Origin of the sequence: Granulicella arctica (assembly GCF_025685605.1) — a bacterium.
Taxonomy (GTDB): domain Bacteria; phylum Acidobacteriota; class Terriglobia; order Terriglobales; family Acidobacteriaceae; genus Edaphobacter; species Edaphobacter arcticus.
Window position 1 is genome coordinate 3,265,232 of record NZ_JAGTUT010000001.1, and the last position, 14,358, is coordinate 3,279,589.

Genomic DNA, 14,358 nt, shown 5'->3' on the forward strand with positions numbered 1-14,358 from the left:
ATCCTTCGTTAGTCCTTCTTAGGGATGCTCGCTTCAGGGATGAAGGTACGGTTGAACAGGTTCATGAGTTCCATCGGCAGGGGGAAGACGATGGTGGTGTTCTTTTCGACGCCGATCTCAGTAAGGGTTTGGAGGTAGCGGAGCTGAAGCGTCATGGGCTGGGTGGCCATGAGAGCGGCGGCCTCGACGAGTTTGGCTGCGGCGTTGAACTCGCCTTCTGCATGGATGATTTTGGCGCGGCGTTCGCGTTCTGCCTCGGCTTGCTTGGCCATGGCGCGGAGCATGGTCTCGGGCATGTCGACCTGCTTCACCTCGACGGAGACTACTTTTACGCCGAAGGGTGAGGTGTGGCCGTCGATGATGGACTGGATGCGGATGTTGAGGGCTTCGCGATGGGCGAGGAGCTCGTCGAGGTCGACCTCGCCGAGGACGGAGCGGAGGGTGGTCTGAGCAAACTGTGAGGTCTGGTAGACGTAGTTCGCAACTTCGATGACGGCCTTGGTGGGATCGACGACGCGGAGAGTGATGACTGCGTTGACCTTGAGGGTGACGTTGTCGCGGGTGATGACGTCCTGTGCCGGAACCTCCATTGCTTCCTGGCGAAGGCTGATGCGGACGATCTGATCGAGTGGGCGGAAGACGAGGATGATGCCGGGACCAGCGGCTGCCTGCTGCACGCGACCGAGGCGGAAGATCACGCCCCGCTCATACTCCTTAAGGATCTTGATGGAGTTGAGGAGATAAAGGACGACGATAGCAACGATGACGAGGATGGGGAGCGGCATACGGGTAGCCTTCTTTGCGGGGCCGGTTGCGTTTATGGCAAGCGGCCCTTAGGACAGAGCGGTTTAGAAGTGAATGTAGAAGCCGACAGCCGGCTCGGTGGTGATCTGGCGCTGCTTGATGGTGAGGTAATTCTGGCCGAAGTCTGGTGCGAGGAAGAAGACCTGACGGAACTGGGCACGGATGCCGAAATGCGAGCTGATGATGGAATCTTCGACACCGGCATCATAGTAATACGCCGCGCGGGCTTGAGTCGGGAGCCCTTGTCCGCCACCAGGCGTGGCGCGGAAGGCGAGCGACCCGGCACCGGCTGAGGCGAAGGTGGAGATGCCGAAGATTTTAGGTGTATGCGCTACGTATCCAACCGTGTACTCGCTGGCGTTGGTTTGCGCACCGCCGGTGATGTAGGACGAAAAGTTCTGGGTGTAGCGAGCGTAGCCGTAGTTGAACTCTGCTCCAAGGTAAGGAGACTTTGTGTAGCGGACCGTGACGAGAGCGCCGAGCGTCTGGCTGGGCTTCTGGGTGAGGGAGACACCGAGATAGTTCGTGCCAGTGACGGTGTTGGTGAACTGGCCGGTGCCGCTCACACCGAGATCCATGTGGCTGAGAGTTCTGTCGAGGAGGGTGACAGGTGCGGTGACCTGGGCGTGGGCGCTTCCTGCGAGAACGAGGGCTGCGACAGACAACAGGGTGCGGCGGACAACAGACGGGCAAAACACGTTCGGCATGAAGAACAGACTCCCTTATCAAGACAACTATTACCGTTTAGTCTACCTTGTTTGTGCCTTTGCTCCCGTAATCAGCGGAGTTCGGCTGCCTCGACGATGAGCATCAGTCCATCGACGGCACGGACACGAACGGGCGATCCTGTGGGTAGTATGGCGGTATTAATGTCGAGGGTGGCTTGCCAAAGTTCGCCACGAATCTCGATCTGACCGGAAGGATTGAGGGGGGTACGCGCGACGGCGAGACCGCCGATCATGGCTTGAGGGCCGAGCAGGATCTTGTTTTTTCGAGCGCGGAGGGCGATCCAGGCAAGGGTGAAAGAGATGAGACCGAAGCCAACACCGGCTCCTATTGCCATGCCGAGATGGACGCGAAGTTCGCCGATGGGGCCGTCGACGAGGGTGGCAAGGCCGAAGACAAGCGCCAGGGTGCCGGCGAGGGCGAGGATGCCATGGCTGGTGAACTTCGTCTCGAGAAGGATGAAGACGAGGGCGGCAAGAAGGAGTGCTACGGCAGTGTGCCGGACGGGGAGCAGGTTGAGGCCGAAGAGTCCGAGGAGAAGAAGGAGGGTGCCGAGGGCTCCTGGGACGATCGTGCCGGGAACGTTGAACTCGAGGTAGATGAGGAGACCGCCGAGGACGACGAAGAAGACGGCGAGGTCGGGGCTGGTGAGGCTGCTCAGTAGACGCTCCCGGGTGGAGGGAGGGAGAGAGACGATATGTGAGCCGGCCAAATGGAGCGTGGTGGGGTTGCCGTCAAAGCGGTGGATAGTGCGATTGTCGAGAGCAGCGAGGAGGGCGGCATCATTCGGGGCGGTGAGGTCGATGAGTTTGAGTTGGAGCGCTTCGGTGTCGCTGTAGGACCTTGAGTTGCGGACTGCGTCCTCGGCGGCTGCAGGGTTACGGCCTCGGCGGGTAACGTAGGAGCGGAGGAAGGCTGCGTCGTCGTTCTCTATCTTTTCTTTGAGGATTGGGTCGAGCTGCTTGCCCTCGACGATGGGGTGGGCTGCGCCAGCGTTCGTGCCGGGTGCCATGGCGGCTACGTCGGCTGCTTCGAGGAGGAAGAAACCTGCGGAGCCAGCGCGGCTGCCCGAGGGCGAGATGTAGATGATGACGGGAACGGGGGACTGCTCGATGGCGGCGACCATGGTGCGGGTGGACTCGAGGAGGCCGCCGGGGGTGCCGAGCGAGATAAGGACTGCGGCGGCGTGCTGGTCGGCGGCTGCGCGGAGGCCGCGCTGGAGGTAGTCGGCTGTGATGGGCTGGATTGTGTCGTGGAGGGTGAGGCGAATCACGATCGGTGGTGATTGGGCGGGGAGGCCCAGGGCGCAGATGAGGCTTAGCAGCAGTAGCTTCAATGCGCGTGCTGCTGTGGCGGTCATGGGAGGCTTTGGCCCCGATTGGCGAGTGCCTGCTTCATGCCGAGGACAGCGGAGTTGGCTGGCTCGAGGTGGAGTGCTGCGCTGACGTCGGAGGCTGCAGCGGGTAGATTATTGGCTTGAAGTTCGAGGCGGGCAAGGACGAGCAGCGCCTGGGCATTAGGTTGAATCTTCAGCGAGGTTTGGGCTTCCGTACGAGCATCTGCGGCGTTGCCACTCTGCTCGCGGATCTGGGCCAGACCGGCATGGGCTGGAGCGCTGTTGCTGTCTGCGGTCAGGGCTGACTGGAACTCCTGCTCGGACTCGGGGATGAGGCCGGCAGAGAGGTAGTCGCGACCCAGTTTGGTGTACTGCGTGGCCTGTTCCGCCGGGGGCAGGGTGGCCATACGGATGGCGCGCATCTGGTCCATCTGGAAGGCTGCCTGACGGAACGAGGCCTCGGAGTAGGTGCGGCGAATGCGAGGGACGGGGTCGAAGCCACCCGCGGTGACGGCGTTCTTAAGTGGAGTGCCTGTCACGGATTTGTTGGCGAGCAGACGGGTGTGCAATTCAGCTGCTTCTGCATCGGCGGCGTGGAGCTTGAGGGCGGTCTCGACCTCGCGTATGGCGCCGGGTGCATCCCCTCGGTTGAACAGGCCGACGGCAACGTTGTAGTGATAGTCAGCGTCGTTCGGATCGGCGGTGCTGGCGCGCTGGAAGAGGGCGACGGCGTCTTTGCTCTGGCGGCTGGCGGCTACGGCCTGATTGTTGACGACCTCTGGAAGAGGCAGGCGGCTGGCGACAAAGCCAAAGGCGGTTTCGGCGGCGCTGTACTTTGCTGCGTTGAAGCGCGCCAGACCGAGATAGAAGTTGGCTTCGAGAGAGAGACGGTCCCCGGCAGGAACCTTGGCAAGGGTTGCGGCGGCCTGGTCGTAGAGACGACTGGTGTACTGCACCTTGCCGAGGGCGAGTAAGGCGGCTGGATAGTTGGGCGTGTCCTGAAGAGCCTGTTGGAGGTGCTTGATGCGCTCCTCGGAATTGGCTTCATCTGTGCCACGGATGTAGTTCTCGAAGGCGATGAGCTTGACACCAGAGGAGGCGGCGAGGAAGGTCTGCTCGGCTACCCTGAATTTTGGATCGACCTGGTGGGCGACCTTCCAGGCGATGCCGTTCTCAACGTCGAAGAGATGGTCGAGCGGGCTGGAATCCTCAAGCGGTGCGGAGAGACGAAGCTGATTGATGCTGAGAGTCTGAGCCTGGGCGGTTATGCGTCCGTCGCGGACGGTATAGCTGCCGACGACGACATAGTCTGCGTCGAGGGTCTGGGCCATGCGAATCGTCGTGGCGCGGGTGGGGCGGAAATCGGCGGGGAGACCGAGATGGTCGAGCGCGTAGAGGCGATCGTCGCGGGTAATGGTGAGGAAGCCGGCGGAGGTGAGGCGCTGATTGAGAGTATCGGGAAAAGAGTCACCGATCCAGGCGAGGTTTGGCTGCCCGGTACGGTTGTCAAAGGGTAGGACGAGGATGAGACGGCCGCCAGTGTCGCGGGTCTGGGCTGAGGCCGTAGTCGATTGAAACGCGCCGAGCAGGAGCAGGAGTGCGGTGATCTTAAGGGGTAGGCGCAGAGGCGCAATCGTCAACACAGTTGCTGATTATATGCGTCCGGTGTCAGGGACGACGGAGGGGGGTGACTTGGGCGTCGACGCTGCGCGGAAAGTGGAGGACAGCGGCCCATTCGCCTCCGCGGTGTGCTTTCCAGACGACCTCCCCGTGGAGAAGTGCAGCGGCTTCGGCGGGACGGAGGTCATGATGGAAATCGAAGTATTTGGCGTCAGCTGGTTCGTTCGCGCGGCCGAGGTTGACCTTCCCTGAGGGCTCCCACTTTGTCGAAAAGATAAGGGCTGTGTCGTAGCTGCCGGGGTCCATTGCGGCCTTCTCCATCTGCTCGATGGAGAAGTTCTGGATTGCGGCGACGGCGAAGGGATGATTGGAGTAGCCGATTTCGGGACGGGCGAGTTCCGATGTGGCTGGCCAGGCGGTGAGTACGGTGGCGGCAGGGTAGTGCTCCTCTATATAGAGGACGGCCTGCTGGTGAAGAACGATCATGTTGCGGTAGGTGAGGTTGTCTTCGGGGGCAAACGCATAAGGCGGATTGATCCAGATGCCGCAGAGGAAGGCGACCGCGCTCAGGGTGGTGAGGGCTATGAAGCCGAGGCCATGCTGCGGAAGACGGCGGTACCATTCGACGATGCAGAGCAGGAGGATGAGGGGATAGAGCGGGAGCAGGTAGCGTGTGAGGAGTGCTCCGCCGAGGATTGAAAACTCCAACAGATTGGCCACGAGGACGATGCCGAGAGCAATGTTGATGGCGCGAGGAAGGCGCGGGCGCGCTACCGGAATGATGAGGATAGCTGCCGTGCAGGCTACGGGCACAAACATGTTCATGTGAACGGTGAGGTGAAGGATGCGATGCCAGAGGCAGAGGGCGATGCGGTGGGCATCGAGGTTCGCCGTTGCGTTATAGCGAAGGAACTCGGGGTTTCCGAAGATGAAGCCGGTCTTGTGGAAGTGGTAGGCGTACCAGGCGAGCAGTGGGAGGATAGCCGCTGACAGGGCTCCAAACCACTCAATATGAAGCCGTTTCCCTTGTGCTCGAAGCGCTTGAACACCCTCCCACGCGGCGAGTGCCAAGGGAGTGATGATGGCAGTTTCTTTGGAGAGAGCGGCGAGCGAAAACATGGCTGCGGCCAGGATGAGGTCGCGGCCATCGCGTATCGGCTTGCGATCGCGTGAGGCGAGGTGGGGGAGGTAGAAGGAGAGTCCCCAGAGCGTGCAGGCTGCGGCAAAGATGTCAGCGTGGGCGAGGGTACTCTGCGCAAACCAGACCGGATAGATCTCGGTGAGGAGGGTTGTTGCGATGGCGACCTGAAGATCGGCAAGACTCCGCGAAATGCGGTATACGCCGAGGAGCGCTATCGCAGCTACAAGGCAGACGAGGATCCTCGTGCTGAGGATGTGGAAACCGGCCAGATGCCACCACCCTGCCAGGAGAATGGAGGGCAGAGGAGGGTGAGCATTGGTGACCGTGGACTGCGGGATTAGCGTACCGGTCTTGAAGAAATCGAGCGCGGCGGGAATGTAGTACCCACCTTCGTCCCAGAAGTAGGGGAGGCGCAGGAGCGTCCAATGCGCGAGTGCGACAGCTATGGAGAAGAAGGGAAGTAAGAGCCAGAGGCGACGGGCGGAAGAGTGGTCGGAGACGGGAGGAGACGGCACAGACTAGTTGACGGGACCGTTCTGCGGCGGAAGAGGCTCAAGGGCCAGCTCGCCGAAGGTTTGCTCGTACTGAGCTAAGTTGTTACCGAGAACGTTCCAGAGGGCTTTGGCCTGCTGCGGGCTGATATAGATGCCCTGGAAGTTCTGCACGTTGACTTCATCTTTGTTCTGCTGGTGCATGGTTCCGAAGACGAGAAAAAAGTCCCATACGCTCATGCGAACCTGCACGCTGTTCGCGTAGCCGTCGCGGTATTCGGACGTGGCTGTAAGTTTGAGGGTCGGCTGGTTGGGATCTTGTTGCGGCTGTGCAGTCGGGCTCTTGATGTCGCTCATCCTAATTCCTGTCCGGGTAGTTGCTGGTGCGAAAGGGGGGACTTGAACCCCCATGGATTGCTCCGCCAGATCCTAAGTCTGGTGCGTCTGCCAATTTCGCCACTTTCGCATGTATTGCAAGGGACTACAGGTAATCATGTCACTTTTTGGTGATGTTCGCTTGCTCTCTTCCCGGTCGAACTGACGAGCCTATCGATAGCTGGTCAGTTGTGAGTGGAGACAGGTGGGCGTACAGCACCAATGTCCCAATTGTACTGTGCTCGATGGGCTCTGCGGTGGCGGGAATTGTTTTGAGGTTGTGCTCGGCCAGAAGAAATGCGGACGTGCTGCAAGGCTGGAGACGGAGCTTCCGTTCAAGAGAACGGAAGCTCCGTGCTGATGCGTTAGAAGATGAACTTCGCACCCAGTTGCAATTGGCGAGTTGTGCTCGCTGTGTTGGACACCTGGCCAAACGTCGTATCGCTGAAGTTTGAGTCTGGTGTGCCGAGCACAGGGTGGTTGAAGATGTTGAATGCTTCGCCACGAAGCTCCACTGTATATCTGTCGCGAATCGGGAACTTGCGAAACACAGAGGTATCAAGGTTCCAGTAGCCAGCAGACCGGAGCGAATTTCGTCCTGCTGTGCCGAAGGTGAAGTTTGCTGGTGCTGCGTACGCCGCCGTATTGAAGTACTCAACCGCAGAACGATTCTTAATGTTGTTAGGGTCGCCAACGACGTTTGCGGTTTCATATCCACTGTTGCCATTGCCGGTGTTCGCGATATCTCCACTAATATTTGGTGTGAACGGCTGACCCGATCGCGCCAGGAAGATGTTGTTCAATTGCCAGTTGCCCAGTATGTAGTCGGCGATGCCGTTTCCGGTGGAGAACTTAGCACCCCTGCCGACAGGTATGGAATAGAGCGTACTGACAGACAAGACATTCCTCAAATCGTTACCGGCAACAGACCGGCTGCCAAACGCGGCCGGATGATAGGGGTCCTGCGGAACGCCACCTTCGACGCCAAACCAACCGTCGCCGCCCTCGTCGATCGACTTGGACCACGTGTAGGAGACTGAGTAGGAGAAGCTGTTGGTGTATCGCTTTTCCACGGATAGCTGCATCGCGTTGTAGCTGCTCGAACCGGTGCTGCGGTCATAGTAGGTTGGGTGGATGTAGGGGAAAGGGGCTCGGGCCTGTGGATCACCTGGTCCGGGCGTGGGTGCGGTGTTGTAGTAGCCACCGACGTCGAGCCGGTGTCCCGATGATCCGACGTAGTTGACGGTGACCGTTGTTGCCGAACCAAGCTGACGTGCGATGCCTACGTTGTACTGCTCGGAGTACGGATTCTTGATATGTGGATCGTAGAAGAAGCCAACCTGCTGAAATGGTGTTGGTGCAGGGAAATTTCCGGAGCCAGTCGCAGCGAGGGGGTTCTGTGTAGTGGTCGTAGGTGTCTGACCTGTCGAGGTCGGGAGGTTCAGTTCGCCTGTGATGATCTGGCCTGTATCCGGCCACGAGCCCTCGATGTTCTGGCCCATCTGCGTCGCGGCAGCCCACTGGTCATAGACGATACCGAACGCTCCGCGAATGACTGTTTTATCGTCGTAGCGATACGCGAATCCGGCGCGTGGTCCGAAGTTGAGATAGACGTTGTGAGGAATTTTTCCGCGTGGGTCGACGATGACATGTGCAGGTAGCGATCCGTCGCCCGGAATGCACGGTGCATGTCCGCGAACCGAGCAGGCTGGTGGTGCCTTCTGAAGAATGTAGACACCATTCATCAGGTCGACGTCGCCAGTTTCAATACCGCCCTGTTGTCCCACGGAATCCTCGCTGCCATAGCCGGGGATAAAGGTTACGTCATAGCGCAGGCCGTAGTTCAGGGTGAGTTTGTCCGACAGCCTCCAACTATCCTGCGCGAACGCGCTTAAGACGCCGCCCGGCCGCTCCGTCTCGTTTACATTACGGCGCTGTGCGCCATCCGGCGTGTTCAGCAGGAAGGAGGCCAGCGCGTTACCAGTTGATGCATCTTCAGGATTCGCGGTCTGGGTCGACTGGAACTGGACACTCGATGACGCAATCGGACTTGAGAAGCCGATGCTTGTGTAGCCGCCACCCATATGAAGCTCGTGCCTGCCGATGATCTTTGTGACCGTTGCTCGAAACTCATTGCTGTCCGTGGCTTTGGGGGTGTTTTGAATGGTTTCACCTCCACCTGAGAATCCGGTGATTCCAAGTGAAGGAACGAGGCTTCCTCCACCGTTTGCTACGAATCCACTCACGAGCGAAGGATCGAAGCCAACCTGCGAAAGTATCGCTGCTGTCGACTTTGTATAAAGGGCCGTGTTGTTATGCTGGCCTGTCGTTCGCGCGTATTGTGCCTGAACGATGAGACCTGGATTGAAGATATGCACGTAGCTGCCGCCGTAGTTGCGGGCCGGCGTTGCGAGGGTACTTACCAGTCCCGGGACTCCTCCGGATTGTGTCTGCAGGCTGTTGATAAAGCTATAGCGGAACCATGCGGAGTCTTTGGCCCCGAACGTATGATCTACACGTACCGTGAACTCATTCTGCGTCTGGGTTAGCGGCGTAGTATCCACGGCGTTTGTACCGTTGGCGAGGGCCGTGCCCGCAGCCGGATACACAAATTGAGCGAATGCCACCATGCGCGGGTCGATCAAGCTTTTGGGGATCTGTCGACCGGGAAAGATGTCACGGATATATTGACCTGGCTTCGCAGGATCGGGACGCGTCGTGAAGGGATTGTAGATATCTTTTCCGAGGGCACTTAGGTCGCCGTTCAACTCTGCCGCAGTCGGGACGGTGAGCGAAGCATTCTGCGTCTGGTTGTAACGGAAGCCTTGATAAGCACCGAAGAAGAACGTCTTATCGCGACCCTGGTACAGCTTGGGAATGAGGACTGGGCCGCCGATCGATCCGCCGAACTGGTTTTGCTGGAAGACTGCCTTCGCTGATGTAGTCGGGAGGAAGTAGGTACGGGCGTCGAAGATGTCGTTCCGCGCAAACTCCCACCCGGAGCCATGGAAGTCGTTGCCACCTGACTTTGTTACCACGTTGACGACTCCACCCATCACTCCGCCGTACTCGGCACTGTCGGTATGCGAGACGATCTTGAACTCCTGAATGGCATCGATGATCGGCGGAACATCATAGGTGCTCAGGATGCTGCCGTAGTTATTCAATCCATCTGTCAGGAAGAAGTTACTGCGATTGGATTGGCCATTGACCGCCGGGAAGGAGGTCGACGAGCCGAACGCCACCGGTGGTCCAGCAAAACCTCCGCCATTGCTCTGGCCTGTGTTTGTGGGAGCGACGCCTGGAGTCAGTTGCAGAAGCTGTGTGAAGTTGCGTCCGTTGAGCGGCAGATCATTCACCTGGCGCGTGGAGATGACGGTGCCGAGATTTGCTGTCGTCGTCTCGAGTAGGGGAGCGGAGCCCTGGACATTGATGACTGAGCTTTGCTCTCCCGGAACCAGCGTGAATTCGATCGTCGCTGTCTGGCCTACCGTCAGCGTGAACGTGGTGATCTTCTGCGTACCGAAGCTCGGGGCCGTCGCTTCCAAGGTGTATTGCCCTGGCGTCACGCTTACGATCGTGTACGAACCGGTGTTGTTCGAAGCTGTGACCGTCTCGACAGACGTATCAAGGTTGCGCAGCTTCACCGTAGCATTCACGACTGACGCTCCTGATGCGTCATGAACGACACCGTTTACCGACGCGGTTGACAGTTGCGCGTGCGCCGTCCCGACCCAGACTACGGTCAGTGCAATCAGCATCGCGGTGTAAATTCTGCGGCCGAAAGATCTTCCCTGATTTCCTGCGAACATCCCCATGTGCTCCTCCAAAGACTTACTAGCTTCAGCTATGTGCTTGCAGATTCCTGTTCACTTCGCCACGCGAGCTGGCAAGGATGTGTTCGAAGTTGATGACAGATTTAAGCACTCATCACAAGCGAGAGGAAATATACAGAGTGGCGGAAGGATTGTCACCTATAAACCGAGCGTTTCACGGATGAAACGTGGAAGCGGCCTAGGCTCAATGGATTCGGGCTACTGGCCCGCCCGTCTAGCCCGCAGCATCTCCAATGTCTTTGCCACATCTTTATCGTCCGGCAGCAATCCCTGTGCGGTTTCCAGCTCTCTCTTGCCGTTCACAAGGTCGCCGGATCGGCAGTACACGAGTCCTAGATTCTTGTGCAGCAGTGGCCTCGCGCTGCATTCGCCGCACGCTTCGATCGCTGCATGTAGCTGTGAAATCGCCTGCGCCCAGTCTCCGGCCGAAGCTGCGCTTAGAGCCTGCGTTCCGATCATTTGCGCTTTGTCCGTTCGCTGCTGAGCGGACTGAATGCTTAGGAAGTGCGCCTGAAGAGCCTTCGCCTCCTCGGGCTGAGTCTTGGTAAGCACTCGCGACAGGGCGTATAACGCCTCGCCGTAGTCGGGCTGCAGCTGGATGGCTCTGCGCCACTCAGCGATGGCGCGATCCCTGGCGCCATCATCCTGCAGCGCCTGACCAAATTGATAGTGTCGACGCGCGCTGCCAGGCTCAAGTTCGCTTGCCTTGCCGAAACCAAGTACAACAGCCTGCTTGTCCCCTGTCTTTCTTGCGACGGTACCCAACATCGTCCACCAGTCAGGGTTTACGCCATCGAGATGAACTGCGATTTTCAACGAAGTCATCGCTTCTGCATTGCGTTCGAGGTCAGCCAGGACTCGTCCCTGGTTGTAGAAAGCTAAACCGTTTTGAGGACTTAGACGGACGGCCTGTGAGAACTCCGCAAGAGCACCTGCAAGATCGTTAGCGTCAGCAAGAGCGATCCCAAGGTTTATATGCGCCTCTGCGAGCTTCGGCTTCAGACGCACTGCTGCTCGAAACTGGACCAGGGCCTCCTGAGTTCGGCGCAGCGAAATTAATACCATCGCATGACTCATGAGAGCGTCAGCATCTTGCGGATCTACACCGATAGCGTGCTGCAGTATTTCTTCTGCTTCGGCGAGCCTGCCCTCGCCTGCCATCAGGGATCCAAGGTTTACCATCGCTTGTTCGTAGCGGGAGTTTTCCGCTATTGCTTCTCGAAAGAGCTGCTCCGCTGCAGTGTTGTCGCCTTCGCGTCGCTCGAGTACGCCAAGGTTGTTTCGCGCTTCCGCGTAGCGTGGATCGAGATTGATCGCTTTGTTCAGTTCAGACTTGGCTTCGGCGGTTTTGCCTTCCTTCAGGCTAAGCAGGCCAAGCTGGTTCTGCGCGGGTGCAAACGAGCTAGCCAACTGCATCACTCGCTGCAACGCTGTACGCTCCTCGGAAAGCGATCCAGCCCGGTCGAGTGCCAGTGCCAGTCCGTAGTAATTCTTCGCCTCATCCTTGCCAGCAGCCACAGCCGAGCGGTATGCGGCTAGCGCGCCACTCACCTCGTTGTGCTGGAGCAACAGATCTCCTCGCGCGCGATCCGCATCGGCTGCTGCGTTTTGTGCTTCGGCGTGGGCACCGCACAGGAGCGCACATAACACTACTGAACTCGACGCGTTGCCCAGTCTGCTCATCCCAGCTAGCACTCCTTTAGCGGCCGCCATACGAAAGCAGGACGGTCGCGCCGATGAGCCCTGTCATCCCTGCAGCGAGCAATGCTACGGCACGTTTAGGCGCGCGCCTCCACTCGCCAGTTAGTACGCCGGATAGGGTCGCCGTCATGATCATGAAAATCTGGAGGAGCCCCCATCCGATCGACGTTCCGAGTGCCCCCAGATAGACTGCGCTGACTCCATATAGCGACATTGCTCCCATCCACAGCACGCCCATTAGAATAGCCCAAAAACCATCGGACGCACTCTGTCTAAAGATCGGCCAGGTACCGTTCCGGCTGAGAAGGTACGCGCTATATCCAAGGTTTGGGATCAGACCTCCAAACAGCGCAACCGGCCATACCGAGTAGGCAGCCGCGACGGGTGTGTTACCCAGCCGTACTGCCTCGATGGCGATTCCTTGTCCGAACGCGAAAGCATAGTTCAACATCGGAGCCATGCAGCCGCATAGCACCGCCAGCAACACGGCAGCTAGGTAGCCTGTTTGCGCCGGTATATCCAACACCTCGCGCTCGCCCGAATGCTCTCGGACCTGGCCTCCCCATGCCGTCAGCGCAATTCCTCCGACCATCACGACAACGCCCAGCAGGATAGCCACGACCGCCGTATGCGATACAAGTGCTCGCTGCCCGGCGAAGAGAGGAACCAGTGTTCCGAAGACTGCACCGAGCCCGACGATCGTCGCATAGCCAACGCCCATGCCAAGCCGCCGTACGGAGATCCCGAAGAGTATCTGTGCGATTCCCCAGCCGACACCGAATAGCACCGGTCCGACCATCACCCCTAGCGGAAGTATTCGGTAGACCTTCAGCAGGTCATGCACATTTGTGAGCGCCAGGCCCCACGGCAAGATCAATAGCGAGACGATGCTGAAGACCAGCCACATGTGCTCGAACCGCCAACGGCGCGCAAACTTCATGGGCAGCATGCAGTTACCTGCCATGATGCCCGCGACCATTGTGAGGCCGATGCCGCTAAACATGGTAGCGTTCATTGACCACTCCGGCTGGCTAGCTCTTTGAGATCACTCGAAGAGCCGGGCTCCTGCGGCGTTCGGTAGTATCCTCGCTCGACCTCTGCCGGCAGTAAGAAGTGGGAGCGCAGGTGAGGGATGTGTTCCAGGAACTGCGCCTCATGCCCCATCGCGATATGGTTGAAGATCACTAAATGCTGATGAATCTGCCCCATATCACCGACGTGTGGCACCACCGGCAGCTTGAACTTACGCGCTAACAGGCTCACCGCTAGAAATTCACTTACCCCTGCCAGTCGTGTGCAGTCTGCCTGCACGTAGTGCACCGCGGCTGACTCTATGAAGTTCTTGAAGACCACCCGATTTGGGATGTGTTCCCCGGTCGCGATTTTTACTGGAGCGATCTCGCGCGCCAGCGTTGCATGTGCCACTACATCGTCCGGGTGCGTCGGCTCCTCGATCCACAATGGCTTCAATTTTACCAACTCAGCACACATGGTTCGCGCTACGGGCAGAGTCCATTGCTGATTTGCGTCGAACATGACCGTACCCGCATCGCCCGCGCACTCCCGCAGCATTGCCGCACGTCGCAAATCGCGTTCGTGATCCTTCGATCCGACCTTCAATTTGAACGCCGTAAAACCCCGCGCAATGGCTTGCTCTGTGAGGTGTTTAACCTTTGCATCGTCATAGGCCATCCAACCAACGGACGTGTCGTAGCCTGGATACCCTGTTTGCAGCACTCCCTCGCGGGTGCTCCGCGAGTAGGCCTCAGTTTGCAGCAGTTCAATCGCCTGCTCCTCGTTCATGACCTCATCCAGGTAGCTCAGATCCAAGAGCCGGACTACTTCCTCCGGCGTCAGATCGAGCAGCAACTTCCAGAGCGGAACGCCGCGGCTCTTTGCCCACAGATCGAAGCACGCATTCGTGATCGAAGCCAGCGCAAGGTGCACCACACCTTTGTGGGGGCCCAGCCAGCGAAGCTTTGGATCATCGGCAAGCTCTCTTGCCACGCGGCCAAACTGCGCCATCAGATCCTCAATTGGCATGCCCCGGAGTGGAGGCGCTAGCAGCTCGATCGCCTCACACACCAATCGGTTTCCTTCACCCAGGGTCAGCGCAAAGCCCGATCCTATCTCGCCTTGCGAAGAGTGTAGCTGCGTGACCGCCAGACAGTACTCCGGATCTGTATGGACGGCGTCGCTCCCCGCGCCGGCGGGCAGCGGATACCTTGCATCGAAGCTCGAAATACGATCAATCGAATAAGCGCCCAAACTGTCTCCCATTCACGCTGTGCTTTGTCGTCTGCTACTTGTCGAATAGTGGCGGCCCTT

The 14,358-nt window shown here is 58.9% G+C and carries 10 protein-coding genes and 1 tRNA gene; all 11 read right to left on the reverse strand.

All coding sequences use genetic code 11. From position 1 onward, the window contains the following. Positions 1 to 8: 8 nt before the first annotated feature. Positions 9 to 785 (reverse strand): slipin family protein, encoded by a 777-nt coding sequence (locus OHL20_RS13955; RefSeq protein WP_263383785.1) that lies wholly within the window; start codon positions 783 to 785, stop codon positions 9 to 11. Positions 786 to 848: 63 nt separating this feature from the next. Next, positions 849 to 1,511 carry a hypothetical protein gene (locus OHL20_RS13960; protein ID WP_263383786.1) on the reverse strand — a complete coding sequence of 221 codons (663 nt, stop codon included), beginning with the start codon at positions 1,509 to 1,511 and terminating at the stop codon, positions 849 to 851. 71 nt (positions 1,512 to 1,582) lie between these two features. Continuing rightward, on the reverse strand, positions 1,583 to 2,890 hold the full coding sequence (locus OHL20_RS13965; RefSeq protein WP_263383787.1) for an NfeD family protein: 1,308 nt from the start codon (positions 2,888 to 2,890) through the stop codon (positions 1,583 to 1,585). Further along, on the reverse strand, positions 2,887 to 4,509 hold the full coding sequence (locus tag OHL20_RS13970; RefSeq protein WP_263383788.1) for a tetratricopeptide repeat protein: 1,623 nt from the start codon (positions 4,507 to 4,509) through the stop codon (positions 2,887 to 2,889). Before OHL20_RS13970 ends, OHL20_RS13965 begins: the two co-directional genes overlap by 4 nt. Before the next feature lie 25 nt (positions 4,510 to 4,534). Continuing rightward, on the reverse strand, positions 4,535 to 6,142 hold the full coding sequence (locus tag OHL20_RS13975; protein ID WP_263383789.1) for an ArnT family glycosyltransferase: 1,608 nt from the start codon (positions 6,140 to 6,142) through the stop codon (positions 4,535 to 4,537). A 3-nt stretch (positions 6,143 to 6,145) separates the two neighbouring features. After that, positions 6,146 to 6,475, reverse strand: coding sequence for a DUF3467 domain-containing protein (locus tag OHL20_RS13980; protein WP_263383790.1), 330 nt, complete (start codon positions 6,473 to 6,475; stop codon positions 6,146 to 6,148). A 24-nt stretch (positions 6,476 to 6,499) separates the two neighbouring features. After that, positions 6,500 to 6,584 (reverse strand) — tRNA-Leu (locus tag OHL20_RS13985). Between the two features lie 274 nt (positions 6,585 to 6,858). After that, complete coding sequence (locus OHL20_RS13990) at positions 6,859 to 10,305, reverse strand: carboxypeptidase-like regulatory domain-containing protein (RefSeq protein ID WP_263383791.1); 3,447 nt, start codon at positions 10,303 to 10,305, stop codon at positions 6,859 to 6,861. Between the two features lie 222 nt (positions 10,306 to 10,527). Beyond that, complete coding sequence (locus OHL20_RS13995) at positions 10,528 to 12,012, reverse strand: tetratricopeptide repeat protein (RefSeq protein WP_263383792.1); 1,485 nt, start codon at positions 12,010 to 12,012, stop codon at positions 10,528 to 10,530. A 16-nt stretch (positions 12,013 to 12,028) separates the two neighbouring features. Beyond that, positions 12,029 to 13,045: an L-rhamnose/proton symporter RhaT gene (locus tag OHL20_RS14000; RefSeq protein WP_263383793.1), complete on the reverse strand. Its 1,017-nt coding sequence runs from the start codon at positions 13,043 to 13,045 to the stop codon at positions 12,029 to 12,031. After that, positions 13,042 to 14,298 carry an enolase C-terminal domain-like protein gene (locus OHL20_RS14005; protein ID WP_263383794.1) on the reverse strand — a complete coding sequence of 419 codons (1,257 nt, stop codon included), beginning with the start codon at positions 14,296 to 14,298 and terminating at the stop codon, positions 13,042 to 13,044. Before OHL20_RS14005 ends, OHL20_RS14000 begins: the two co-directional genes overlap by 4 nt. Positions 14,299 to 14,358 lie beyond the last annotated feature (60 nt).

Coding starts and splice junctions, on each gene's coding strand:
- OHL20_RS13955 (WP_263383785.1), bottom strand. CDS start 785: ATGCCGCTCCCCATCCTCGTCATCGTTGCTATCGTCGTCCTTTATCTC.
- OHL20_RS13960 (WP_263383786.1), bottom strand. CDS start 1,511: ATGCCGAACGTGTTTTGCCCGTCTGTTGTCCGCCGCACCCTGTTGTCT.
- OHL20_RS13965 (WP_263383787.1), bottom strand. CDS start 2,890: ATGACCGCCACAGCAGCACGCGCATTGAAGCTACTGCTGCTAAGCCTC.
- OHL20_RS13980 (WP_263383790.1), bottom strand. CDS start 6,475: ATGAGCGACATCAAGAGCCCGACTGCACAGCCGCAACAAGATCCCAAC.
- OHL20_RS13990 (WP_263383791.1), bottom strand. CDS start 10,305: ATGTTCGCAGGAAATCAGGGAAGATCTTTCGGCCGCAGAATTTACACC.
- OHL20_RS13995 (WP_263383792.1), bottom strand. CDS start 12,012: ATGAGCAGACTGGGCAACGCGTCGAGTTCAGTAGTGTTATGTGCGCTC.
- OHL20_RS14000 (WP_263383793.1), bottom strand. CDS start 13,045: ATGAACGCTACCATGTTTAGCGGCATCGGCCTCACAATGGTCGCGGGC.